General features: G+C 70.2%; 19 protein-coding genes. 7 read left to right on the plus strand and 12 right to left on the minus strand.

What is annotated here, in order from left to right:
* Positions 1-52: 52 nt before the first annotated feature.
* The 4 genes from OG303_RS44190 to OG303_RS44205 all read left to right on the plus strand — a co-directional run bounded on the left by OG303_RS44190 (position 53) and on the right by OG303_RS44205 (position 4,150).
* On the plus strand, positions 53-1,171 hold the full coding sequence (locus OG303_RS44190; protein ID WP_405875593.1) for a substrate-binding domain-containing protein: 1,119 nt from the start codon (positions 53-55) through the stop codon (positions 1,169-1,171).
* Between the two features lie 151 nt (positions 1,172-1,322).
* Positions 1,323-2,357 carry an ABC transporter permease gene (locus OG303_RS44195; RefSeq protein WP_405875595.1) on the plus strand — a complete coding sequence of 345 codons (1,035 nt, stop codon included), beginning with the start codon at positions 1,323-1,325 and terminating at the stop codon, positions 2,355-2,357.
* Entirely contained in the window at positions 2,354-3,136 is a 783-nt protein-coding gene (locus tag OG303_RS44200) for an ATP-binding cassette domain-containing protein (protein ID WP_405875596.1), read from the plus strand. The genes OG303_RS44195 and OG303_RS44200 overlap by 4 nt, the downstream gene beginning before the upstream one ends.
* 3 nt (positions 3,137-3,139) lie before the next feature.
* Entirely contained in the window at positions 3,140-4,150 is a 1,011-nt protein-coding gene (locus tag OG303_RS44205; protein ID WP_405875598.1) for an aldose 1-epimerase, read from the plus strand.
* Positions 4,151-4,182: 32 nt separating this feature from the next.
* On the opposite strand, the gene OG303_RS44210 is transcribed toward OG303_RS44205, so the two are convergent.
* From OG303_RS44210 to OG303_RS44220, 3 genes are read right to left on the minus strand one after another with little or no spacing between them, the layout of a single operon-like run.
* Positions 4,183-5,454 carry a sugar ABC transporter permease gene (locus OG303_RS44210; RefSeq protein WP_405875599.1) on the minus strand — a complete coding sequence of 424 codons (1,272 nt, stop codon included), beginning with the start codon at positions 5,452-5,454 and terminating at the stop codon, positions 4,183-4,185.
* 5 nt (positions 5,455-5,459) lie between these two features.
* Complete coding sequence (locus tag OG303_RS44215; RefSeq protein ID WP_405875601.1) at positions 5,460-6,242, minus strand: ATP-binding cassette domain-containing protein; 783 nt, start codon at positions 6,240-6,242, stop codon at positions 5,460-5,462.
* A 38-nt stretch (positions 6,243-6,280) separates the two neighbouring features.
* Positions 6,281-7,369 carry a substrate-binding domain-containing protein gene (locus tag OG303_RS44220; RefSeq protein ID WP_405875603.1) on the minus strand — a complete coding sequence of 363 codons (1,089 nt, stop codon included), beginning with the start codon at positions 7,367-7,369 and terminating at the stop codon, positions 6,281-6,283.
* A gap of 442 nt (positions 7,370-7,811) precedes the next feature.
* On the opposite strand from OG303_RS44220, the gene OG303_RS44225 reads away from it, so the two are divergent.
* Together OG303_RS44225 and OG303_RS44230 are read left to right on the plus strand one after the other, a co-directional pair.
* Positions 7,812-10,355: a SpoIIE family protein phosphatase gene (locus OG303_RS44225; protein WP_405875604.1), complete on the plus strand. Its 2,544-nt coding sequence runs from the start codon at positions 7,812-7,814 to the stop codon at positions 10,353-10,355.
* Complete coding sequence (locus OG303_RS44230; RefSeq protein WP_405875606.1) at positions 10,352-11,434, plus strand: sugar ABC transporter substrate-binding protein; 1,083 nt, start codon at positions 10,352-10,354, stop codon at positions 11,432-11,434. Before OG303_RS44225 ends, OG303_RS44230 begins: the two co-directional genes overlap by 4 nt.
* A gap of 33 nt (positions 11,435-11,467) precedes the next feature.
* Here the strand turns inward: OG303_RS44230 and OG303_RS44235 are convergent, their stop codons facing one another.
* The 4 genes from OG303_RS44235 to OG303_RS44250 form a co-directional block, all read right to left on the minus strand.
* Positions 11,468-12,589: an arabinogalactan endo-beta-1,4-galactanase gene (locus tag OG303_RS44235; RefSeq protein ID WP_405875608.1), complete on the minus strand. Its 1,122-nt coding sequence runs from the start codon at positions 12,587-12,589 to the stop codon at positions 11,468-11,470.
* Between the two features lie 347 nt (positions 12,590-12,936).
* Positions 12,937-13,971 (minus strand): zinc-binding dehydrogenase, encoded by a 1,035-nt coding sequence (locus OG303_RS44240; RefSeq protein WP_405875610.1) that lies wholly within the window; start codon positions 13,969-13,971, stop codon positions 12,937-12,939.
* A gap of 11 nt (positions 13,972-13,982) precedes the next feature.
* A complete protein-coding gene (locus tag OG303_RS44245) occupies positions 13,983-14,843 on the minus strand; it encodes a fumarylacetoacetate hydrolase family protein (RefSeq protein ID WP_405875611.1) in 861 nt (286 codons plus the stop codon).
* Positions 14,844-14,947: 104 nt separating this feature from the next.
* Positions 14,948-15,769 carry an IclR family transcriptional regulator gene (locus tag OG303_RS44250; protein WP_405875613.1) on the minus strand — a complete coding sequence of 274 codons (822 nt, stop codon included), beginning with the start codon at positions 15,767-15,769 and terminating at the stop codon, positions 14,948-14,950.
* 47 nt (positions 15,770-15,816) lie between these two features.
* On the opposite strand from OG303_RS44250, the gene OG303_RS44255 reads away from it, so the two are divergent.
* On the plus strand, positions 15,817-17,532 hold the full coding sequence (locus tag OG303_RS44255; protein ID WP_405875615.1) for an IlvD/Edd family dehydratase: 1,716 nt from the start codon (positions 15,817-15,819) through the stop codon (positions 17,530-17,532).
* Between the two features lie 193 nt (positions 17,533-17,725).
* On the opposite strand, the gene OG303_RS44260 is transcribed toward OG303_RS44255, so the two are convergent.
* The 5 genes from OG303_RS44260 to OG303_RS44280 form a co-directional block, all read right to left on the minus strand.
* Positions 17,726-18,997 carry a carbohydrate ABC transporter substrate-binding protein gene (locus OG303_RS44260; RefSeq protein WP_405875617.1) on the minus strand — a complete coding sequence of 424 codons (1,272 nt, stop codon included), beginning with the start codon at positions 18,995-18,997 and terminating at the stop codon, positions 17,726-17,728.
* Positions 18,994-20,058 (minus strand): hypothetical protein, encoded by a 1,065-nt coding sequence (locus OG303_RS44265; RefSeq protein ID WP_405875618.1) that lies wholly within the window; start codon positions 20,056-20,058, stop codon positions 18,994-18,996. The genes OG303_RS44260 and OG303_RS44265 overlap by 4 nt, the downstream gene beginning before the upstream one ends.
* Positions 20,055-21,446 (minus strand): vWA domain-containing protein, encoded by a 1,392-nt coding sequence (locus OG303_RS44270; protein WP_405875620.1) that lies wholly within the window; start codon positions 21,444-21,446, stop codon positions 20,055-20,057. Before OG303_RS44270 ends, OG303_RS44265 begins: the two co-directional genes overlap by 4 nt.
* 78 nt (positions 21,447-21,524) lie before the next feature.
* Positions 21,525-23,837, minus strand: a complete 2,313-nt coding sequence (locus tag OG303_RS44275; protein ID WP_405875622.1) for a tetratricopeptide repeat protein — start codon at positions 23,835-23,837, stop codon at positions 21,525-21,527.
* 43 nt (positions 23,838-23,880) lie between these two features.
* Entirely contained in the window at positions 23,881-25,212 is a 1,332-nt protein-coding gene (locus OG303_RS44280; RefSeq protein WP_405875624.1) for a serine protease, read from the minus strand.
* Between the last annotated feature and the right edge of the window lie 27 nt (positions 25,213-25,239).

Genomic DNA, 25,239 nt, shown 5'->3' on the forward strand with positions numbered 1-25,239 from the left:
AGTCAACGTTGTCTCGGCGTCGATGAACGATGGTCTTGGGAAAGGCATTTACGTGGACAGTGCAATCAGCCAGCCATCCGGCCGCAGGAGTCGCCGCACCCGGGCCGCCGCGATCAGCCTCACCGCATGCCTCGCAGCCACCCTCGTGGCTTGCGGTTCCTCGAACGGAGACTCGTCCTCGGCGTCCGGCGACAGCGGGAAGTCCGTCGGTGTCTCCTTGATCCTCAAGACGCTGACCAACCCGTACTTCGTCAGCATGGAGAAGGACGCCAAGACCCAGGCCGCCAAGGACAAGGTGAAGCTCACCGTGGCGGCGGGTACCAAGGACGGAGACACCCAGACCCAGATCACCGCGATCGACAACGCGATATCGCGCGGCGACAAGGGCATCCTGATCACCACCAACGGCGACGCGGTGAACGCCGCGCTGAACCGCGCCAAGCAGGCCGGCCTCTTCGTGATCGCCCTGGACACGGCGCTGAACCCGGCCAGTACCGCGGACATCACGTACGCCACGGACAACACCGCCGCGGGCAAGCTCGACGGCCAGTACGCGGCAGCGGCGTTGAAGGGCAAGCCGGCGGTCATCGCCATGCTCGACCTGTTCAACGACCAGGTCGTCTCGGTGGACATCAACCGCGACCACGGCTTCCTGCAGGGCATGGGCATCGACCCGGGCAGCACCACGGAGAACGGCAAGGAAGCCAAGACGGGCAAGTACTCCGGCGGTACGTACACCGTCGCCTGCCACCAGCCCACCCAGGGTGCCGTCGACGGCGGACGTACGGCGATGGAGAACTGCCTCTCGGCCAACCCGAACATCAACGTGGTCTACGCGATCAACGAACCCGCCGCGGAGGGCGCCTACAACGCGCTCAAGGCCGCGGGCAAGGAGAAGCAGGCGATGATCTTCGCGATCGACGGCAGCTGCTCCGGACTGAAGAACGTCACCAGTGGCATGTTCACCGCGGACGCGGTGCAGTACCCGGGCAAGATGGCCGCCCTCGGCGTCAGTTCGATCGCGAAGCTGGCCCGCGGCGGCGACAAGCCGACCGTGACCAAGGGCAAGTCGTTCTTCGACACCGGCACGGGGCTGGTCGCCACGAAGGCGGTCTCCGGTGTCACCATCCAGTCGCCGACCGATGCCGCGAAGGCCTGCTGGGGCAGCTGAACCAGCAGGCGCCGTGCCCGCAACCGGGTGCGCCGTCGGGTGGCCGTGACGGTCGCCCGTCCGTCGGTGCACCCGGTGCGGCACGGCGAGAGCCGGCCGCACGCCTGAGCAACACCTCGGGCCGACAGGACAGTTACGGAAGGACCCCCCTGTGACCACCCAAGTGGGCAGCGAAGCCACACCGGCAGCGGCGGCGGAGTTGCTCAACCGACCCGCCACCGTGAGCCAGCGCATTCATTCGGTGCTGCACCGCCAGCCGGCTCTCAGCCCGGCCATCGTCCTGGTGCTCGCATCCCTGGTGTTCGCGCTGTTCAACGACCGCTTCTACCAGCCGCAGAACCTCTCGCTCGTCGCCCAGCAGGCCGCGGTCGTCGGATCGCTCGCCGTCGGACAGACGCTCATCATCCTGACCGCCGGCATCGACCTGTCCATCGGCGCGGTCATGGTGCTGTCCTCCCTGATGATGTCGAAGCTCGTCGCCGACCAAGGGCTGCCGGGAGGACTCGCGCTGCTGGTCGGGGCGGTCGTCGCGGTCGCGGCACAGGCCGTCAACGGGCTTCTGGTGACGCGCATCAAACTGCCCCCGTTCATCGTCACGCTGGGCACCCTCAGCATTTTCACCGCCGTCACCCTCATCTACGCCAAGGGCCAGACCATCACCCTGGCGCCGGGGACCTTCCTGCTGTGGAGCGCGAACACGGTCTCCCTCGGCTCCCTGAACCTGACCACCGGCGTCCTGCTGATGATCGCGCTGTACGTGGTGATCGGGTTCGCGCTGCGCTACACCGCGTGGGGCCGGCACCTGTACGCCGTGGGCGACGACATCGAGGCGGCGCGCCTGTCCGGTATCCGGGTCAACCGGGTACTGCTGAGCGCCTACATGGTGGCGGGTGTGACCATCGCGGTGGCCGCCTGGATCCTGGTCGGCCGTGTCGGCGGCGGTGACCCCAACAGCGGTCTGAACGCCAACCTGCAGTCGATCACCGCCGTCGTCATCGGCGGCACGAGCCTGTTCGGCGGACGGGGTGTGGTGCTCGGCTCCCTGATCGGTGCGCTGATCGTCCAGGTCTTCGTCAACGGCCTCGCCCTCGCCGGGTTCGACCCGAACTACCAAGTCCTCGCAGTCGGCGTCCTGGTGATCGCGGCTGTCTCCGTCGACCAGTGGATCCGGAGTGTGAAGGCGTGAGCACAGTGACCGCACCGGTACTCGAGGCCAAGGGCCTGACCAAACTCTTCGGCAGGGTCGTGGGCCTCAGCAATGTCGACCTCACCCTCCACCCCGGCGAGGTCCTGGCCGTCATAGGCGACAACGGCGCCGGCAAGTCCACCCTCATCAAGTGCCTCTCCGGAGCCCTGACTCCCGACGAGGGCGGCATCTACGTCAACGGTTCCGAGGTCCACTTCAAGCGACCGCAGGACGCCCGTGAAGCAGGCATCGAGACGGTCTACCAGAATCTGGCCGTATCCCCGGCCCTGGACATCGCCAGCAACCTGTTCCTCGCCCGGGAGATCCGGCGCAAGGGTTTCCTCGGTTCCGTACTGCGGATGCTCGACACGGGCGAGATGAAGCGCCAGGCCTCCGAGCACATCAAGCGGCTGGGCATCACCACCCTGCAGAACATCAATCAGGCGGTGGAGACGCTGTCCGGCGGACAGCGGCAGTCCGTCGCCGTGGCCAGGGCAGCCGCCTTCGGTGGCAGTGTCGTCATCCTCGACGAGCCGACCGCCGCCCTCGGGGTCCGCGAGACCGGCCAGGTCCTCAAACTGGTCCGCGACCTGCGCGACCAGGGCCTGGGCGTCATCCTGATCAGTCACAACATGCCCAATGTCTTCGAGGTCGCCGACCGGATCCACATCCAGCGGCTCGGCAGCGGCGTGGGTGTCATCACGCCGAAGTCGCACTCGATGGAGGACGCGGTCGCGATCATGACCGGAGCCAAGCAGCTCACCGCGAAGACCGACTGAGGCATGACCCGATACCGGATCGGCGAGGGGCGACTGGGCGCCGAGCGCACCGTCGTCGTCACCTCGCCCGACGAGGCGACGCGCGTCGTCCTGGCGCTCCGCGGTGCGACGCTGCTGAGCTGGCGGACGCTCCTGGGGGGCCGGTCGACGGAACTGACCGACGGCTACCGCGACGAGGCCGAACTGCTGTCCCAGGAGGGGGTGCGCAACGGCCTGTTGGCGCCGTTCCCCAACCGCGTGGCCGACGGCCGCTACCGCTTCCTGGGCCGGGAGCACGACCTGCTGCCGGGCCGGCACGGGAGCCGTACGGTCTACCACGGGTTCGTCCGCGAGGCGCCCTTCGAACTCGTCGACACCACGACGGGACCCGGATCCGCCCGCCTGCGGCTGCGCACCACCCGGATCAGGCCGGGCGCGTATCCCGGCTATCCGTTCTCGATCGACGTCGAGGTCACCTACCTCATCAGCGCCAACGAGATCGACATCGAGATCCGGGCGACGAACCTGGGCACCGGGCCCGCCCCCTACGCCGCGGGCTGGCATCCCTACTTCAGCCTCTCGAAGCCGATCGACGACCTGGTCCTGCGGATCCCGGCGGACACGGTCGTCCGCACCGACGACGACCTGATCCCGCTGGCGGGGGAGAGCGGCTTCCTGCCTCTCGACCAGTGCCCGGAGATGGACTTCCGCAAGCCCAGACGCGTGGGTGGGGCGGTCATCGACGCCTGCTTCACCGGACTGGAAACCGGCCCCGACGGCCGGGCCGAGACCGTACTGAGCGACCCCGCGACCGGAGCCGAACTCCGGGTGTGGCAGCTCGGCGGCTTCCTGCACCTCTTCACCGGCGACACCCTGAACAGAAACCGAAGGGATTCCATCGCGCTCGAACCCGTCGAGGCGATCACCAACGCCTTCAACCGCGCCGAGTTCGCCGAGGCCCTGCGCATCGAGCCCGGCCGAGAGCGCCGGTTCCGGTTCGGTGTCAGCTACGGATGCCAGGTGGACGACGGGTAGGTCCGTCCCGTCGGGCGGGCAGGGGTGACGCGTCAAGCCCGTCCGTGGGCCTCCTGCGAGCGTCGTGACAGCGCGTCGATGACCACCGCGGCGAACAGCACCCCGCCCGTGATGACGAACTGGATGGCCGTGGGGGTGTCCGTGATCGCCATGCCCGAGGCGATCGACTGGATGACCAGCATGCCGAGCACCGCGGACCAGGTCGTACCCCGCCCTCCGAACAGGCTGGTGCCGCCGATGACGGCTGCCGCGATGGCGTTGAGCAGCAGGACGCCCGATCCCGAACTCTGGCTCACCGAGGTGATGCGCGAGGCCAGGAACAGGCCGCCGACCGCGGCCATCGTCCCCGACACCGCGAGTACCGCGGTCTGTATGCCGGTCACGTTGAGGCTGGCGCGACGCGCCGCCTCGACGCCGCCGCCCAGGGCGTAGACCTGCCGGCCGTAGTGCGTGTGGCGCAGAACGATGTCGAGGCCGGCCACCACCACGAGGAAGATCAGGAGGGCGAGCGGCAGTCCCTGGAAGCGGTTGAGCAGATAGGCCGTGGTGAACGCGATCACCGCGAGTCCCCCTGTGCGCACCGCGATGTCCCGCAGCGAGCGGTGCGGCATGCCGGCGGCCCTGCGGCGGCGCCGGTCCAGGTACAAGATCAGGAAGACCGTGCCCGCGCAGAGCGCCGCCAGGCCGTAGGCGACACCGTCGTTGGTGAAGTAGTAGCTGGTCAGCTTGGCGACGAGGCCGTTCTCGTCGAGGTTGACCGTGCCGCTCGTGCCGAGGATGTAGAGCATGAGGCCGTTCCAGGTGAGCAGCCCCGCGAGGGTGACGACGAAGGCCGGTACCCGCGTCTTGGCGCAGGAGAAGCCCTGAACGGCTCCCGCCACCATGCCGGCGAGCACCGCGATAATGAGGGCGAGCCATTCGGGCACGCCATGGTTCACGTTCAGAACGGCGAAAATGGCCGCGGCGAAGCCGCTGATCGAGCCGACCGACAGGTCGAGCTCGCCGATCAACAGCACGAACACGATGCCGACCGCGATCAGCCCCGTGCCCACGATGTCCACGCTCAGGTTGGACAGGTTCCGCGGGGAGAGGAAGTTGTCGTTGAGGGACTGGAAGATGATCCAGACCGTTGCGAGCACGAGGACCACGGGGAACGAGCCCAGTTCACCGGCGCGGAACTTGCGCTGTAGAGCCGCGCCCCAGCTCTTCAGGGCGGAGGAGACGGCGTTCCCGCGGTGTGTCCGCTGGGCCTCGGCGACGGGTGCGTCGTCTTCGGCCCGTGTGTTGTCCGCTGTGCGGCGCATCCCCCTCACCACCCCGCGTCGTGGGCGGTCGTCCGGCGCGGCACGTTCTCCGTGGCGCCGGTGATGGAGGAGATGATCTGCTCCTGGGACGCGGTGTTCACGTTGAAGAAGCCGTTGTTGCGACCGAGCCGCAGCACGGCGGCCCGGTCCGCGAGAGCCTTGACGTCTCCCATGTTGTGGCTGATGAGCAGTACCCCCATTCCGCGGTCGCGCAGCGCGTCGACGAGGTCCAGGACCTCGGTGGTCTGCTCGAAACCCAGCGCCGCGGTCGGTTCGTCCAGGAGAAGGACCCGTGGGTCGCCGAGCAGGGAACGCGCGATGGCGACCGTCTGCCGCTGACCGCTGGACAGGGAGGCGACGGGGGCGCGCAGATCGGGAATGCTCCTGGTCAGGCGCTTCAACATGCCGATCGTGCGGCTCTCCATCTCCATCTCGTCGAGGAACCCGAACCGGCGGATCTCCCGGCCGAGGAACAGATTGCCGACGACATCGAGGTTCCCGCACAGCGAGAGATCCTGGTAGACGCTGGCGATGCCGAGGTCCCGGGCGTCGTGCGGGCGCCTGATGTGAACCGTCCGGCCGTCCCACTCGATGACGCCCCTGTCCGCGGGGGCGACGCCGGAGATCACTTTGACGAGGGTGGACTTGCCGGCCCCGTTGTCGCCGAGGAGAGCGACCACCTGGCCCGCGTGGATCTCCAACTCGACGTCCTTGAGGACCTCGACGGCGCCGTAGCGCTTGCACACACCGCGCAGCGCCAGCAAGGGGGGAGCCGGCACGGCAACCATCTCCTTCCCGGGGCCGGGGCTCGGTCGAAGCCGGTTCGTCAGGTCAGTCCGGCCCTGCTGCAGGCGGCCTCGAGTCGGGGGATGCAGATCTCCCGCGTCGTGTAGAAGCCGTCCTTCACCAAGGTGTCCTTGATGTTGGCGACGGTCACGGACACGGGGGTGAGCAGGACCGCGGGAACCGTCTTCCCGCTGCTGGTTCTCACCTTGTCCTTGGCGATCTCCTGGAGGCTGGTCCGATTGGCGGCGGCCACGGCCATGGCGGCGCCGGCGGAGGCCTCCGGGCCGAAGGGCTTGTAGACGGTCATGTACTGATCGCCGGCGACGATGCGGTGCACGGCTCCGAGTTCGGCGTCCTGCCCGGTGACGGGGGGCAGCGGGTCGACCTTATTGGCCTTGAGGGCGGAGATGCTGCCGGCCGCGAGGCCGTCGTTGGCGGCGTAGACCCCTTGGATGTTGCCGACACCGAGGGCGGCGAGGGCGCCGGACATGTTCATGTTCGCGTTCTCCGGCCGCCACTGAATCGTGTCGTACTCCTTGCCGATCTTCACTCTCCCGGAGAGCACGGACAGCGCGCCCTCCTTGAAGGACACCGCGTTGGGGTCGGTGGGATCGCCGTTCATCATGACGATCTGGCGGCTGGCCCCGTTGTCGCCCATGGCCTTCAGCAGTGCCCTGCCCTGGAGTTTGCCGACCTCCACGCCGTCGAAGGAGACGTAACCCGAGATCGGGCCCTGGGAGAGCCGGTCGTAGGCGATCACCGGGATGTTCGCCTCGGTCGCACTCGTGACCGAGGGACCGAGCGTTCTGGCGTCCACCGCCACCAGCACGATGGCGTCGACGCCCTTGGTGATCATGGAGTCCATCTGTTCCTGCTGGAGCGCGACATCGTTCTTGGCGTTGGCGTGCTGGATCGTGCAGTCCGCGCACAGCTCCATGATCTTCTTCTCGAGCAGGGGCCTGTCCTCCGTCTCCCATCGAGCTGTGGTGGAGTCCGGCAGCAGCAGAGCGATCTGCGGCCCGTTGCCTCCCTCGGAGTCGTTCGCGGTGCCCGAATCGCAGGACGACAGGGCAAAGGCCGTCGAGAGCGCGGTCAGGGCGACGGCCGCACCCCGTATGCAGGCCTTCATGTCAGCGACCTCCCTCCGGGATGGGGATGGAGATCCGGAAGAGCACCGGTCCCTGCACGCGCCCGCGGCTCCCGCGGTTTCGGGGCGGCAGCGTCCGCCCGGCGAGGTGGGCCCTCGGCCCGACCAGGCCGGAACCGGAGGCTCCCTCATGGACCATGGCGACACCCGGCCTCCTCACGCCACGCGTACGGAGATCCGCCTCGGATGTGCCGCGCGGGAGTGGCAAGACGACCTGTCGTCAGTGTGGCACCGGCCACGTCGATCTGCGAACGCGGCGGCGGTCGTCCATGGGATGTGCGCCGTAGGCCGTTCGACCCGATTGCGGGCCTGTCGACGACGGCCTTCGCGCGGTACGGTGCGGTTCGCCCGCATATGCGATTCTGGTGGGGGAGTGCCCGATCTCAGCCGCATCTGCGGCATGGACGGGAGGTAGGTTGCGGACATGCCTCATGACGGCCGTGCCCGGGCCGGAGTCTCTCAGCTGCGGGCATCAGAGGCCGACGCCGCGGACGCCGGTGCACTGCCTCCGGTGCCGCAGGCGGCCGCGAGCGAGCCCGCTCTGGCCTTCGCCGGAGCGGCCATGGCAGCCGTCTACGTGCCCGGCGTCGACGAGGAACTTCGGCTGGCGGAGACCGCCCGATGGGCCACGTCCGAAAACCGGCCGCCCGAGCGTCTGGCGCTGTCCGGAGGCTCACCCGCGGCACGCGCATTCCGCACCGACCGGCCACTGTGGCTGAATCCGGCAGTAGAACAGGCCTCCCGCCCCGACGAGTTCGAGGGCGAGCCGACACCGCCGCAAGCCGAGGCGTCGATCGGTGCCCTGCCCCTCGGGACGGAGGGCAGGCGCCTGGGCTGCCTCGTCGTCGTGGGGACCTCCGCGGACGGCTTCGGGACCGAGCAACGCCGCTTCCTGGAGCGGTACGCCGACGCCGTCACCGGCCTACTCCTGGCCGATGCCGACCGGTCCGCACCGGAGCCGCTGCTCGGTCCCGCGCTGCGGAGTCTGCGGGTCGGTTCGTTCGTCCTGGTGCCGGACACCGGCCTGGTCGAGGCGGACGCGACCCTGCTCGAGCTCGTCGGCATCACGCCGTCCGACTTCGACGGCAAGGCGGACACCCTGCTCGCCCATGCCCTGCCCGAGGACATGCACGCGGTGGTGTCGGTCCTGGAGCCGGCCACCCAGACGTTCGGCCGGCGGGAGTTGGAGTTCCGGGTCCGCGGCCCCACGGGGGAGATGCGCTGGCTGAGCCTGAGCTGCCGGGTCGTGGCGAGCACCGACGACCGGCCGGAACAGGTCCTCGGCGTGATGACGGCGACCTCGGTCCTGCGCCGGAGCCCCGACGACGTCTCCAGGATCCAGTGGCTGACCGCCGCGCTCGACGATGCGACGACGGTCAGTGACGTCAGCCGCGTGGTGGTCACCGCGCTGCGCGAGCCGCTGGGCGCCGACCGGGTGGCGCTCGCCGAACTGCAGGGCGACCGCCTCATGGTCACCGTGCTCGACCCGCCACAGCCCACCGCCTGGCCGGAGACATGGCGTGCCGAGTGGCGCACGGAGTGGCCCGACGCACCGGTCAGTTCCCTGCCCACCCTTCAACTCGCCCTGCGCGACGGACGTCTGGATCTGTGGCCCGCAGGCACGGCCCTCGAACCCGGACTCGCCGGCATCGGCACCGGAGGCCTGGCGGTCCTGCCGCTCCCGGCCAGGGGACGGGTCGCCGGCCTGTGCCTGGTCGGCTGGGACCGGCCGCACGAGTTCGTCCCCGACGAACGCTCCCTGCTGACCGCCACCGCGGCGATCGTCGGACAGGCCCTCAAGCGTGCGCACGAACACGACGCCGAGCAGGAACTCGCCACGATGCTGCAACGCAGCCTGCTGCCCAGACGCCTGCCCAAGCTGCCCGGAGGCACGGCCGTGGCCCGGTACCTGCCCGCGCGGCGGGGCCTGCAGGTGGGCGGCGACTGGTACGACGTCATCGCCCTGTCCGAGGAGCGGGTGGCGCTGGTGATCGGTGACGTGCAGGGGCACAGCGCGGGAGCGGCGACCATCATGGGCCAGATGCGTACGGCGGTCAGGGCGTACGCAGTGGAGGGTCACCCGCCCGACGTGGTCATCTCGCACGCCAACCGCCTCCTCGTCGGCATGGAGACCGATCTCTTCGCCACCTGCTGCTATGCCGAACTGGACATCGAGCAGGGCCACATCCTCTTTGTCCGGGCCGGGCATCTCGCACCGCTGGTGCGCCATCCCGACGGCAGCACGGAGGAGATAGAGGTCGAGGGCGGACTCCCCTTGGGCATCCTCGCGGAGGCGGAGTTCCCCATGACCTCCGTCGAACTCACCCCCGGCACGGTCCTCGCCCTGGTCACCGACGGCCTCGTCGAGGCCTCCGGCCTGCCCCTCGACGAGGGCATGCACCGGACGCGCACGACGCTCGCCGCGGCCGATCCGGCGGATCTGGGTCGCATGGCCGACCAACTGCTCGGCGACGTCGGCCGCCGCGAGGACGACGTGGCGCTGCTGCTGATGCGCTACGACGGACTGCGGACCCGGCCGATACGGGCCGGCTGGGTGGTGTGGCGGTTGCCCGACGCCGTCATGCACGCCCGCCGCTTCACCGCGCGCACGCTGCGTCGGTGGAAGGCCGAGGAAGTCGCCGACGCGGTGCTGCTGGTCGTGTCGGAACTGGTCACCAACGCCCTGGTGCACACGCAGGGTCCGGTCCGCCTCGATCTCATGCTCCGAGGCGGCCGGGTGCGCGTCTGCGTGAGCGACTCCTCGCCCCGTGCGCCCGCCAAGCCGGTGATCGTGGACTGGGAGTCGACAGGCGGCCGGGGCCTGGTCCTGGTCGAAGCGATGTCGGAGTCGTTCGGCTCGGTGCCGGTGGCCGGCGGTAAGCAGGTGTACAGCGAGATCGTCGTGCCGCAGCGAGAGCCGACGCCTGCCGACCCGGGGCCCCCGACGACAGAGGGGAGCGCGCGATGAGGCCCCGTGTGTGGCAAGTTCTCGCGGCCCTCGTCGCGGGGCTCATGACGATGTCCCAGGCAGCCTGCGGAGGAGGCGAGGAGGCGGACGCGGAAGGCTTCCCCGTCGGCCTGCTGCTCCCCAGCCGCTCGGTCCCCCGCTGGGAGCACTCCGACAGACCGCTGATCGAGAAGCGGCTGAAGGACCTGTGTCCCCGCTGCACCGTGGAGTACGCCAACGCCGAGAACGACGCGGACAGACAGCGGCAACAGGTCACCACCATGATCACCAAAGGGGTCAAGGTCCTGATCCTCGACGCCGCCGACACGAGGGCCCTGCGTTCCTCGATCCGTGAGGCCCACCAGGCGGGTGTGCCGGTCGTGGCATACGACCGGCTCGCCGAAGGTCCGATCTCGGGCTTCGTCAGCTTCGACGGCGAGCAGGTCGGCAGACTCCAGGGCGAGGCGCTCGTGAAGGCCATGGGCGAGCGGGCGAAGAGCAAGCAGGTCGTCATGCTGAACGGCGACCCGACCAGCCCCAACGCGGCGTGGTACCGCAAGGGCGCGCTGTCCGCCATGGCGGGCAAGGTGAAGATCGGCAGGTCGTACGACACCCTGGGCTGGAGCGCGGGGAACGCCCACGCCCACATGTCCGCCGCCATCGCGGCCCTGGGTCCGGCCCGGATCGGCGGGGTCCTGGCGGCCAACGACGAGATGGCCGCGGGTGCCATCGCCGCTCTCAAGAGCGCCGGCGTCACGAAACTGCCCCCGATCACCGGTCAGGACGCCGAACTCGACGCCGTACGGCGCATCATCGACGGCGAGCAGTACATGACGGTGTACAAACCGTTCGGGAAGGAGGCCGCCGCGGCCGCTGCCATGGCAGTCGCGCTGGGCCGTGGTGAAGATGCGGACACGGTCGCCACGACGACGACCGACAGTCCCACCACCAGGGGCATCCCGTCCGTGCTGCTCACCCCGAGCACAGTGACGGCCCGCACCATCGAGCAGACCCTCGTCAAGGACGACTTGTACACCGTCGACGAGATCTGCACCCGGAACCTGCGGCCCGCCTGCCAGAAGGCGGGACTTACGCAGTAGAAGGACCCGGTCTCCGGTACGTCGTCATGGCGGTCACGGTGTCCACTTGATGTTCGGGTTCACCTGGCCGGTCCAGTTGAAGGTGGCCATGTTGTCCCAGCCGTCGCCGCTGTTGTTGATGTCTGCGGGATCCCAGCCGTTGCCGGGCACCGCGTACCAGGTGGGCTCCCAGTAGAAGACACCGATCGCGCCGGCGCTTCGGGCGGTGTTCTGCACGGCGGTGAAGTTGTCCGCCTGGCCCTGCCAGGTGAGCGGGTAGCCCGAGCAGCCGGAGGTGACCGAGTTGCCGGTGCTGTCCGCGTTCCCCGAGGTGAACGGGTACGCCGTTTCGGCGATGACCACGTCCTTGCCGTACCGGGACTTCACGTCGGACACCACGCTGCCCATGTTGGCCAGCGTGCCGTGCCACATGCAGTAGTACGACAGCCCGGTGATGTCCCAGTTGACGCCCTTGGCCTTGATGCCGTCGTAGAACCAGCGGGCGTGCGCGTCGCTGTCCGCGTCCGCGGTGTGAATGATCACCTCGGTGCCGCTGTTGCACGCCTTGGTCGCGTTGTAGCCGGACTTGAGGAGCAGGCTGAGGTTGGTGAAGTCGTTGTTGATCACCTTGCCGTCGTCCCACAGCATGCCGACGTTGATCTCGTTGCCGATCTGCACGCTGTCCGGAGTCGTGCCCTGGGCCTTGAGGCTGTTGCAGACGTCGTACGTGTAGTTGTAGACGTCCGTCTGCAGCCGGCTGATGCCGTGGCCGGCCCAGGCCGCGGGCTTGTACTGCTTGCCCGGGTCCGCCCAGGTGTCCGAGTAGTGGAAGTCGACCAGCAGCTTGAGGCCCTTCGCCTTGACCGTCTTCGCATAGGCCAGGACCTTGGCCTTGTTGTTGTAGCCACTTGCCGGGTTGTTCCAGATCCGCAGGCGGACGTAGTTCACGCCGGCGCCCTTGAGGATGTCGAGGGGGTCCTTGGCGGTGCCGTTCGCGTCGTAGTACTTGGCGCCCAGGTCGAGAGCGCGCTGTGCTGTCGAGACGTCGGCGCCGAGCATGCTGAGCGAGGTGGCCGCGGAGGCGGTCGTCGGTGTGGTGAGCATGGCCGCCGGCAGCGCGGCGGCCGCCACGAGCAGGGCGACCCTCGTCGTGCGGCTGGAGCCGTGCACGGTCATCCCGACCTCCCTTGGGCTGACAAGACGCATCTGCTGAGAACGTGCACAGTAGAGGAGCTCTTTGTCATGGGCAATACAAGTTGCATCGCAGCAGGAGAGAACCCACGAGAGTGGGAGCGTGCACACCTCGCTTGCGTAGCACGCGGACCGTGCAGGAGCGGGTGGCGGAGATGCCGGAGGGGCCAGACATGGCCCGACCTTCGCGCGGCGAGCTGTGGGAAAGGTGTGCGTGAGCTGAGGGCTGCCCATGTGGGAGGGCCGGGAGGGAGCGTCCGTATGAGGCGCCCTCTGAGGCGTCCCATGAGGTGTCTTCTGAGGCGTCCTTTTGGGGTGTCCCTCGGGGCGTTCTACGGGGCTGTGCTCGCCCGACCCCGCCCGGGATCCACATGGATCTTGGGGCCGGGCCCGGCGCCGGACGGGCGTTCGCCGGCGAGTACGGGGCCGACCTCGTCGAGGCTCACGATTGCGGCGACAAGCGGCCGAGGGTCGACCGTTCCGTCGGCGTACGCGCGGATCGTGGCGTCGAGGCCGGGGGAGCCGGACAGGATGCCCACCGCGGTCACGTCCTTCAGGGCGAGCGTGCGGGTGTCGACGCGGCTGGGTTCGCCGGCCAGTCCGATGTACACGAGGCGGCCGGCCGGTTCGACCAACTCCAGTGCCCTGTGGGGCAGATGGGCGGCGTTCGAGGCGTCGACGACCGCGTCGAACGGCAGGTCCGGCAGGGCCTCCTCCGACCAGACGTGTGCGAAGCCCAGATCGCGGGCGAAGGCGAGGGAGGTGTCGGTGCGGCCCATCAGATGGACCTCCGCACCGGCGGCGCGGAGGAACATGGCGACCAGCATCCCGATCGTCCCCGGCCCCAGGACCAGAGCGCGGTCCCCGCGTCGCGGAGCGGCGGCCTGTGCGGCGCGCAGTGCGTTGCCGCCCGGCTCCACGAGGGCGCCGAGAGTGGCGTCCACGGAATCGGGCAGGGTGTGCAACGAGGAGGCGGGCACGGCGAGTTGCTCGGCCAGGGCGCCGGCCTGGGCCCCGCGTATGCCGACCTCCCGCCGCTTCTCGCACACATGCTGGTGTCCCCTGAGACAGCGGCGGCAGCTGCCGCAGCCGAGCATCGTGTCGCCCATGACGCGGCGACCGAGCAGGCCGGGTCCGACACCCTCGCCGACCGCCGACACACGGCCGGACCACTCGTGACCCGGCCGCATCGGATAGGCGGAGTGCCCCTGGTGGAGATAGGCCATCTCGCCGGTGAAGAACTCCACGTCGGTGCCGCACACGCCGACCCGCTCGACGTCGACGACGACCTCGCCGGGGCCGGCCACCGGCGCCGGGACGTCCTGGACCGCGTACGCGCCGGGCGCGGTCAGGACGAACGCGCGCATGGAGGGACGATTCACCGGGGCCCGAGCACCTGCTGGCGCTGCGTGCCGAGCCGCCCGATGCCCAGCTCCATCACGTCACTCGGCTGGAGATACACGGGCGGGGTGAGGCCCATGCCGACGCCGGGCGGGGTGCCCGTGTTGATCAGGTCGCCGGGCTCCAGGACCAGGAACTGGCTGAGGTGGTGCACGATGAAGTACGGGTCGAAGATCATCGTCTTGGTGCTGCCGGTCTGCCGCCGGACCCCGTTGACGTCCAGCCACATGTCCAGCGCGAGGACGTCGTCGATCTCGTCGGTGGTGGCGAGCCATGGACCCGCGGGGTTGAAGGTCTCGGCGGACTTGCCCTTGGCCCACTGCCCGCCGCGTTCCAACTGGAAGGCGCGTTCGCTGACATCGTTGACGACCACGTATCCGGCGATGGCGTCACGTGCCTGAGCCGCCGAGTCCAGGTAGCTGGTGCGCCGGCCGATCACGATGCCGAGCTCCACCTCCCAGTCGGTCTTGGTGGAGCCCCGCGGGATGCGCACGTCGTCGTTCGGGCCGACCAGGGTGTTGGGCGACTTGGTGAAGAGGATCGGCTCGTCGGGCACGGCCATGCCGCTCTCGGCCGCGTGGTCACGGTAGTTGAGCCCGATGCACAGGATCTGGTGCGGCCGCGCGATGGGCGCGCCGACGCGCTCCCCGGCGAAGCGCGACACCCGGCCCGCCTCCGCCCGCTCGGTCACGACAGGGCGTACGCGGTCGATGCCGCCCGACCCGAAGAACGCCTCGTCGAAGTCCGTGACGACGTCGGACAGATCGACGTAGGTCTCCTCGTCGATGCGGGCGACGGGCTTCTCGGCGCCGGGGGCACCGATGCGCATGAGGTACACGAGGTCTGTCTCCAGGGTTCGGTCGGCGGGGGAGTGGAGTCGAAAAGGCGGAGGAAGGTCGGTGTGTCAGAGGAAAGTCGGTGTGTCGGAGAGGAGTTGGTGTGTCAGACGGGAGTGCCCAGAGGGCCGAGCAGAGCGCGGATCTCGTCGACGGCGTCGACCAGGGCACTCACGGGCGTCCGGTACGTCAGCGCGCTGACGCTCACGGCGCCGGAAGGTGTCGTCGGGGAGGTCAAGTACACGGGCAGAGCAAGGCAGTTGACCCCGTTCTCGTTCTCCTGGTCGTCGACGCCGTAGCCTCGTTCGCGGGTGGCTCCGAGCTCGCGGTGCAGGTCGGCGGCGGAGCACAGGGTCCCTGGCGTACGACGTTCCAGAGGCGAGTCGCCGATCCAGGCCTCGACCTCTTCCAGGGAGCCCAACTGCCTTGTGAGCAGCAGCTTTCCGACGGCGGTGGTGTGGGCGGGGTTGCGCCCGCCGATCGCCGACGTCAGCCGGACGGCACCAGTGGGCGGATCGACCTTGGCGCGGTAGACGACCTCATGTCCGTCGAGAACCGCGTAGTGCGCGGTCTCGCCGAACCGGTGCGCCAGTGCCTCGAGCACCGGGCGGACCCGGACGTGATCGGGCCGGGCCTCGTGGTGGGCGAAGGCCATGCGCAGGAACTCGTCCCCGAGCACATAGCGGCCACGCACGTCCTGGTCGGCCAGACCGGCGCGGCGCAGGGCACCCAGCGCCCGGTGCACGGTCGGCTTGGGACTGCCGATCGCACGGGTCAGCTCCTCCAGCCCCACCCCGTCGGGATGGCGCGCGAGCTCCTTGAGCACCGCGAGCACCCGGTCGGAGCCCACAAGTCGGCTGCCGTCGGCGTCTGTTGGGCCGTCCGTCCCGAGGGCTGTCGATCCGTCGTACGTCTGCGTATGCTCCATGGCGTTCCAGACTGTAGACCGCTGTACCGATTACCGGAAGGGACTCCATGGGTCGGCTCCGCAGCGCGCAGTGGTACGAGGGTCAGGACCGCAACGCCTACATCCACCGGGCGTGGATGCGGCGGGGCGTGCCGGACGACGCCTTCACCGGCCGGCCGCAGATCGCCATCGCCAACACCGCATCGGACCTGACCCCTTGCAACGCGCATCTCGACGAGGTCGCGGCCTCGGTCCGCAACGGCGTGTACGAGGCGGGCGGCATCCCGCTCGACCTGCCCGTGGTGTCGCTGGGCGAGACACAGGTGCGGCCCACCGCCATGCTCTGGCGCAACATGGCCGCGATGGCGACGGAGGAGATGCTGCGGGCCAATCCCCTCGACGGCGTTGTCCTGTTGGGCGGCTGTGACAAGACCATCCCGTCCCTTCTCATGGCCGCCGCCTCGGTGGATCTGCCCGCCGTCGTCGTGCCCGGCGGCCCGATGCTCACCGGGACCTTCCGCGGCACACCGCTGGGCTGCGGCACTGACGTGTGGCGGCTGTCGGAGGAGGTCCGGGCCGGCACCCTCTCCCAGGAGCAGTTCACCCGCTCCGAGTCGGCGATGATCCGCAGCCGCGGGCACTGCAACACCATGGGCACGGCCTCGACGATGGCCCTGGTCGCCGAGGCCCTGGGCACGGTCGTGCCCGGTACGGCCGGAACTCCCGCCCCCGACAGCCGACTTCTGGAGGCCGCGCAGCGCACCGGACGGCTGGCCGTGGACATGGTCGCCGCCGACCGACGACCGGCGACGTTCCTCACCAAGGCCTCCTTCCACAACGCGATCGTCGCGCTGGCCGCCGTCGGCGGCTCCACCAACGCGGTCGTCCACCTCCTGGCCATCGCGGGCAGACTGGGCATCGACCTGTCGCTCGACGACTTCGACCGCATCGGCTCCCGCGTGCCCGTCCTGGTCGACCTGCAGCCGGCCGGCCGCTTCCTCATGGAGGACTTCCACCGCGCCGGCGGCCTGCTCGCCGTCCTGCGCGAGGTACGCGACCTGCTCGACCCCGACGCGCTGACGGTCACCGGCAGCCCCCTGGTCGACTCGCTCGACGAGGCCGAGATCTGGGACGGCGAGGTCATTCGAACCCGCGCCGAACCGCTGGTCGCCGAGGGCGGCATCGCCGTCCTGCGAGGCAATCTGGCCCCCGACGGCGCGCTGATCAAACCGGCCGCCGCCTCCCCGCACCTCCTGCGCCACCGCGGCCGGGCCGTCGTCTTCGACTCGATCGAGGACTTCCACGCCCGCGTCGACGACCCCGAACTCGATGTCGACGCCGAGTCCGTCCTCGTCCTGCGCGGCTGCGGCCCCAAGGGCTACCCGGGCATGCCCGAGGTGTCCAACATGCCGCTCCCGAAGAAGCTGCTCGAACAGGGCGTGCGCGACATGGTCCGCGTCTGCGACGGCCGGATGAGCGGCACCGCGTACGGCACCGTCGTCCTGCACGTGGCCCCGGAGGCCGCGGCCGGCGGCCCCCTCGCGCTGGTGCGGACCGGCGACTTCATCACCCTCGACGTCGAGGCCCGCCGCATCGACGTCGACGTACCCGCCGACGAACTCGCCCGCAGAACCCCCGACAAGGCCACCGTCACCGGCTTCGCCAGCCCCCGCCGCGGCTGGGAACGCCTCTACGTCGACCACGTCCTCCAGGCCGACACGGGCGCCGACCTGGACTTCCTCGTCGGCTCCAGCGGTTCCGAGGTGAGCCGGGAGTCCCACTGACGGCGGCGGGCCCGTGCGGTGACCTGGAATACCTGCAGATCGGACCCGGCGGCGGAGCCGAGATGTGATGGCCGACGTCACCGGTGCGAACCTGGTGGTCGACGCGGGCTGGACCGTCATGGACGGCCGCTTCGACCCCGGCCGCTGACCGGTCAGGAAGGCGTGGAACAGGCCCACTTCGGGGCCCCAGGGTTCACCGCGTACTGCATACCGTCCGCGGTGCCGGGGCCCCGGCGTGCTGTTCCTTCCAGGCATCCTGGACATTCTGGATGTTCTTGAGGAGCTCCGGAATGTCGGGGTCCTGCTTGGCGGAGACCTTCGCGATGGTCAGGAGGGCGGCCTCGTAGAAGGCGTCCCGCACCGACGGCGGCATGACGTCCGAGGCGTCCAGGCAAAGGGGGACCGCACCCGTGAGCCGTCTGGCGATCTCGCGTTCGACCGTGCCGTGCTGGGACTGGACCTGGCGATTCGCCGAGAAGACGTCCGCGGTGTCGGCCCATGTCTGCTGGCCCGCCTTGGACGCCAGTCGTTCGATCAGTTCACGGGCCTGCGGGCGGTTGCTGAACAGCGCCGCGAAGTCGCCGGTCACCTCGTGGGCCCGGACCCGCTCCGGGCCTGCGGGCAGCAGCGGAGCGGAGTCCATCAGGCCCGTGTGTTGCGTGTCCTTCTTGCCGTAGAAGGAACGGGCGAAGGAGCCCTGGTGCTCCAGGGTGCATCCGCCCCAGCCGGTGAACAGCAGCCCGTGGCCTTCAGGGGCGCCGCGGTGGTCGGTGAGGAGAGCGTGCTCGGCCGCGCCCCTGTCCTTCTTGAGCAGATCGGCCCATGCCTGCCAGGCATCGCGCACCGGATCACTCGTCCACCACTTCGTCTTGCCCTTGGCCAGCGCCCACTTCTCGTAGATGCCCGGGCCCTCCCGCTGCAGCACCAGGTCCTCGATCCAGTCGCTGCCGGGCCAGCCGGAGGCGCCGTCGTCACCCATGCCCATGCACCAACTCTTCATCGACGCAGGTGAGTCGGCGGGCCTGTGGCCCTGGCGGTACCAGACGATGCTCTTCAGGTCCGCCTTGACCGGGACCCCGTAGAGGTGTCCGCCGATCGTGCCTGCCGAGTTCCACGGCGATCCGTACTGCCGAGGGTCGTAGAGACCCTTCAGCGACTGGAGGCGGTTCTGGTCCGCGTATTCGGCGAGTTCGCCGATACCCGGCATGATCACGATGTCCGGGGGCTCCCCCGACTGCACCTTGGAGAGCAGCACCTCGCGCTGGGCCGCGGTGCCCTGGTAGCGGAAGGGGATGCCGAAGCCTCGTAGCACGTCTGTGAACTGCTGTTCCTGGGTGGAGGTCCACGTCCCGAGAATGGTCACCGGCTCCTCGTCGTCCCGCTGCGCCCAGACCACCACCATGCTGCCGACAGTGATCAGCAGCATCACGACGAGAAGGACCAGTACCTTGAACCGCCGGGTCACCGTCGCCTCCAGTAGTCACTGTCCAGCCGCAGAACGAGCCCCATCGCGGGCAGGACCACGATCAACAGGCCGCCGATCAAGCTGCCTTGGTACACCCTGTCGGTCCAGGCGTCGTCGGCCAGTTTCCGCCGGACCTCCTCGGACCTCTCTGTGACCGTCCCCTGCGCGCTAGCCAGCTTCTCAGCCGCCGCCAGCACTGCCGCGCGCCCCGGGGGATGGTCGCAACAGGACTGCTGGGACACATCGGTGATGTACCGCAGGTGCCCGACCGCGCTGTCGAGGTCGTCCCTGGTGGAGGACGCCGTCAGCAGCGGGACGATCGAGAGCACCACGGTGATGACGAACGCCGCGATCAGGAACGGGTTCCAGTCGCGGCCGCAGCGGTCGCGCAGCACGAACAAGGCCGAGAACAGGGTCAACGCAAAGGCCGCCAGGGCGAGTTCGGCGAGCCACCAGCCGGTGCGCTGCACCCATCCCAGGCCGGCGGTGGCTTCGGCGTGCCTCATCTGGACCTGCTGCAGTGCGTTCAGACGGGGCGCGAGTCCTACGCCCGTGCGGGTGAGCAGGGAACTCGCCTCGTCGAGTTTCTGCTCCCGCATGAGGGCCTGGTCACGGTACTTGGACGTGCCGAGGCTGAGCGAGTTGCCGTAGGTGGCGAGCAGACCGTTGACGGTGCCGAGGTCCTGGTCCGTGCGGTCCGCGATCCGGGACAGGCCCTGGTCGGCGGCGGAGAGTTGGGCGCGGTAGGTCTCGCCCGAGCCTGCGACGTCGACGAGGTTCAGTTCCACCAGGACCTGGACCTCCCAGTCGGCCCGCAGGGCTGCGAGCCGGGCGGCGGCGAGCCCCTGCACGGCCGGCGCCTCCCGGGACGCCAGTGCATCGGCGTCGCGCTGGGTCTGACGGTAGGAGACGAGCAGGGCGGTCACCGCCACGACCCCGCACATCAGCAGGACCAGCAGGTGCACCTCCAGCAGCCGGCGCGTCCGGTAACGGCTCAGGCGCTTGCGCCAGAAAGCGGCGGGGGAGTAGCTGCGCCACGCGGCCGCGCGTCCGGTCGTCACAGCAGCTTCTCCCCGCAGGCGATGCAGTAGCGGGCCTCGCTCCCGGCCGGGGCGTCGCAGCGACCGCAGCGCGGGCCAGGCCGTCGGCCGACGGCCTCGGTCAGGGGTCCGCCGGGACGGGACCCGGCGCGCAGGATCATCGGGCCGAGGGTGCCGGCGTCGACGGCGGTGCGCAGCCGGACCCGACCCGCGGGCGCGTCCTCGATGTCGGCGACCGCGAGGATCTCGTCCAGCACCCAGTCCGTGCCGAACTCCGACGCCAGGCGTGCGGCCCGCCCCAAGTTGTCCTCGGCGGTGTCCCGTTGGTGTTCTCGCAGAGCGACGAGTCCCCGGCGCAGGGCATTGCGCATCACGGTGGTGGCGTTCAGGTCGCGCACGCTGTCGGCGCCCGCCGAGGCGTGCGGTGGGGGCTGCTCGGGGCGGTGCCAGCGGGCGGTGACGGGCGCATGGACATCGCCGATGGAGACCATGGCGAACTGCAGCTCGGTCTCCAGCGGGTCGGCGTCGGCGTCGACGACGAGGGTCAGCAGGTAGTCGCGTCTGCCCTGTTCCCATTGGAACGTCGGGAAGGTCCAGCGGAGCGGTCGGCCGGGCTGGGGCAGCCCGCCCAGGCGGCGCGGCCGGGGCGCCTTCTCGTTGAGCGAGACCTGGCGCACCGAGGGCCGTACGGTCACCTCGATCGGCAGCCGGGGAGTCTCCACCCGGCGCAGGCGCTGGATGGCGGCCGTGATCTTCTGACCGAGGCCGTCGTCCACGAACTCGGCGGTGCCGTGCAGCCGTTCGGCGAGGGTCAGCAGCGGATCGGGCGTCCAGTCCGCGCCCACGGCGAACACATCGCAGGTGAACTGCCCTGCGCAGGCGTCCAGTTCCTCCTCGAGACGGGTCTCGCCCGGAGCGCTGCTGCCATCGGTGATCAGCACCAGATGGCGTACGGACAGCGGGCGGCCGTCGAGGAGGGCGCGCGACCTCGCGGCCCAACTGGCGTACCCCGCCGGACGCGGACCGTCCCGGTGCAGCGGAAGCGAGCCCGCGGCGAAGACGGCCCGGCGCTTCTCGGGGTGGTCGGCGACGGCCCACTCGTCATCGCCCCGCGGATAGCAGCGCACCGGCTCGGGGCCGCTGCCCAGCACGGTGAAGGAGATGCCGTCGGGCAGGGCGCGCAATGCGCTCTGCAGGGCGCCGCGGACGGCCTTCCGATGGGGCTCGGCGACGTCCAGCGCGATGATCACGGCGAGTTCGACCGCGGGCAGGTCGGTGGGAGCGCCGTCGGCGGACACGTCGACCCGCAGATGCGCCTCGATCTTCGCGCTGCGGTGCGGGCGCAGATCGCCGTCGAGGTCGACCTCCAGTTGGATGCCCGGCTGCGGCGGCCGGGTGCGGCTGCTCATGTCGTACGTCACCGCTCCTTCCCCTTCGTCGCCGTTCGGGCCGCGAGGGGCGCCGTCCGGTCGGTCGTTGCCGTGCGGTCAGATCACGGTCTGAGGTCGTACCGCGTGCAGGAGGTCCACGAGGTGCTCGTGGGCGGCGGCCGACTCCCGGTGGCGCGCGGCCAGTTGTCGATAGAGCGACTCCATCTCCTTGCGCAGCTCACGCTCCTGCGCGCTCAGGCGTCGCAGGCTGCGGGCGTCGAGCCGGCCGGCCCCCTCTCCCGGAAGGCCGTGCCGGTCGCTGCTGCGGCTGTGCAGCGCGTCCAGTTTCCATTCGTGCAGTTCGGTGCGCAGGCGCAGCGCCTCGTCGTCGGACAGGCCCGGCTCGCCGGCGCCCAGTGAACGGCGCTCGATACCGGGCAGTTCGGCCAGCGCGTCGTCGACCTCGGTGGGCGCGGGCAGCGGATCACCCTCTCCGGGCAGCCGGGCCGCGCGGATGCGCAGGGAGGCGATCCGGGCGACGGTGTGGTCCAGGGTGCCGGGGCGGACCCGGCCGAGGACGTCGAGGGCCGCCCGGCGGTCACCCTCCGCCAGCGCGAGCCGCGCCAGGCCGAGAGCGGCGCCGCCGTGCGCGGGGTTGCGGGCGAACACGGCCTCGTACAGTTCCTTGGCGGTGGGCCCGGCCGCGTCGTCGCCGAGCCGCTCCCCGCAGTAGGCGAGGGCCAGTTTGGGCGCGTACTCGCCGGGCAGTTCGAGATGGACCCTGGTGAAGTGGGTCTTGGCCTCGGCGACTTGGCGCGGGTCGGCGTCGAGGCCGGCGATGCGCAGCGCGACCAGGGCGCGGTGCCACTCGAGCCGCCACCGGCGCACGGCGGACGGTCCGGGGATGGAGTCGGCGGTGTCGAGCTCCTCCTGGGCCCGCCCCAGGTCCTCCCAGGTGTTCCGGCCCAGCAGGACACGCACGTTGTGCAGGCAGATCTCCACCGAGCGCGGCTTCTCGTCCTCCTGGCCGAGGAGTTGCCCCGGGTCGTAGCCGCTGCTCACCTCGAACCGCGCGGTCTGCGGATCGCCCGGATAGCGCCTCGGCAACGGCAGACAGCGGGCGATCTCGGTGGGAGTGGGGGCGCCGAGGTCGAGGGCGGGGGCCAGCGGTGGTGCGTACCGGTCGCGGCGGGGGCGCTCCAGCCAGTGCTCGATGCCCGGTACCGTGCCGAGCCGCGCGCCGAGCAGCTGCGGGGACGGCCGGAAGTAGTCGGAGGGCTCGGGCGGGTCGCTCTTGCCGCGCAGGGCACGGATCTCCCGTAATGCGCCCCGGAGTTGGCCCGCCATCTCCCGGGCGTCGGCGAAGCGCAGGCCCGGGTCGGTCCGGACGGCGCGCTCCACGACCTTCCAGAAGGAGGCGGTGCCGAGGCCGGGCACCTGGTCCACGGCCCATCGGGCCAGCTCCCGCAGGGTGACGCCCACCGTGTGCAGGTCGTGGGCGACGGTGGGCACCGGCGAGGACCCGGTCTCGGGTGCCATGTAGTCGATCGTGACATGGGCGGGCGGCTGGTTCTGGCCCTGTTCGCGCATGCCGCCGAGATCGATGACCTTGACGCCGTCCCCGTGGTGCACGACGTTCGAGGGCTTCATGTCCCCGTACACGAAGACCCGTTCGCTGCCCGCGTGCAGATGGACGAAGGCTTCGAGGATCTGGCAGCCGTACGCGGCGACGTGCTCGATGTCGAGGACCGACTCGGCCCGCCGGGTCTCCTCGACGACCTTCTCGAGGGTGCCGTCGCCGACGTCGTCCATGACGATGTAGCCGCCGGTGACCTGACCGGTGTCGTCGCGCCGGGCGACGAAGTCACGGATCTGGACGATGCGGGGGTGGCGGATCGCGACGAGGTTGCGGCGCTCGAGGTCGGAGAGCCGGGCGCCGTCGTGCTCGTAGCGGTTGAGCAGTCCCTTCACGGCGACGACGTCACCGAGATGGGTGTCCTCGGCGAGGTAGACCCAGCCCTGACCGCCGTGCGCGATGGCTCCCATGATCCGGTACTGGTCGCGCAGCACGTTGCCCTCGGCGAGTTCGGGCCGGTACGAGTAGGGCTCGCCGCAGGCCGGGCAGTGCCCCTCGACCGGCACCGGGCCCTCGGTGTAGGGCGGGGCGAAAGTGATGCCGCATTCGGCGGCGGAGCAGCCCATGCGGATGCGCAGCGGGGCCTCGGGACGGACGAGGCGTTCCTGTGCGGGGCGCGGCGCGCGCTCGGGCAGCGCGAGGAGCTCGTGGGGGCCGAGGTCCCGTGGGCTCGCGGGCAGTCCGGGCAGTTCGGGGCCGTTCTCCGCGCGGCCGCACTCGGCGCAGTAGCCGGTGGGTAACACCGTGCCGCCGCAGGGGGCTCCGGTGAAGCGCCGGTGCGGGCAGGTCGTCATCCTCTCGGTGTCCTCCTCACCGGCTCGGGCCGGGCGGAGCACCTCATACCCGGCCTCCGGTGCTCCGCAGGTCGGCGCGCAGGGTCCTGATCAGCCTGCGCAGCCGGGTGAGTTGATGTTGCGGGTCCGCCAGGTCGTCGATCAGGCGGCGTTCGCCCCGGCGCCGGTCGGCCGTCTCCGTCATGGTGTCGAGGGAGGCGCTGTCGACGACGCCCAGGCGGACCGCGCGGCTGAACTCCGCGCGCTGCAGCCGGTCGAGCAGCGCGTCCGCGTGGCCGAAAAGCGCGGGCCGCAGGAGTTGGTCGCGGGCCACGGTCCAGCCGGTGCCGCCCTCGTGGCGGAAGACGAGCAGCAGCCGGAAGCCCAACACCCGCAACCGGGTGAGGAGTTGGATCAGGGGGCCAGAATCGGGTTCCTCGTCGAGACCGTCGACGAGGACCGTGGCCTGACGGCCGGGCGTGAGGGAGGCCGGGCGCGCGGGCCGGGGCTTGGTACCGAGCAGCCAGTCCCAGTTCGCCAGGTACTCGCCGGACGAGAACGTGGTGAGGCTCAGGGCATGGTCGGCGAGGCCCGGCCTGCTGGAGTCGCCGCCGGGGTAGAGGAGGTCGGCGCGGTGCAGCAGATGGCGCAGCGAGCGGTCCTTGCCGCTGCCCGGGGGCACCACGGTGATCTTCACCGGGTCCTCGTCCGGGTCCTCGAACCACTGGGTCAACCGCTGCTCGAAGGTGCGGTCCCATGCGGACGGGCTGCTCAACTCCTGGATGATCGGCGAGAGTTCGGCGATGCGGTCGACGGGGATCAGATACGAGAACGCGAGCCGGTTGTCCTCGGGCAGCAGCTGCTCGCCCAGGTCGCCGCGCCAGCTGACGACGAGGCCGACCACGCGGGCGGGGCTTCCTTCCTGCGGCCGGGTGCACACGGCGGCGCCGCTGAAGCCCCGGCGCACCACTTCCGCCTTGGTCACGGCGTCCAGCTGCACCCACTCGCCGCTGGATCCGCCGATGCGGCCCCACAGGCTCATGCCGTCGTCGAAGCCCTCCGCGTAGCCGGTCGCGTACACCTCCATGCCACCCCACAGCGTGGATTCCAGTGGGGCGGGGCGGGCTTGCGGGCGCGGGCTGTCGAGGCGCAGCACGGCGATGTCCTGGTAGTTCTCGTCCTCCGGCAGCCAGCCGCCGGGCAGGACGCGGGCGCTCACCGGTTCGATCTCGCTGTTCTCGGCGAACTCCAGCCACATGACGGCATTTTGATCAGGCATCACGTGCGCGCAGGTCAGCGCGGTGTGCTGGTCGACGAGCACACCGGCGCCACAGATGTGGCCGTGCGCGTCCTCGTACCGCAGCCTGAGTCTCCAGTCCGCACGCAGTTCCCCCATCTGTCTCAGACTACGCGCGGAGCATGG

It is taken from the genome of Streptomyces sp. NBC_00005 (assembly GCF_045160215.1).
Taxonomy (GTDB): domain Bacteria; phylum Actinomycetota; class Actinomycetes; order Streptomycetales; family Streptomycetaceae; genus Streptomyces.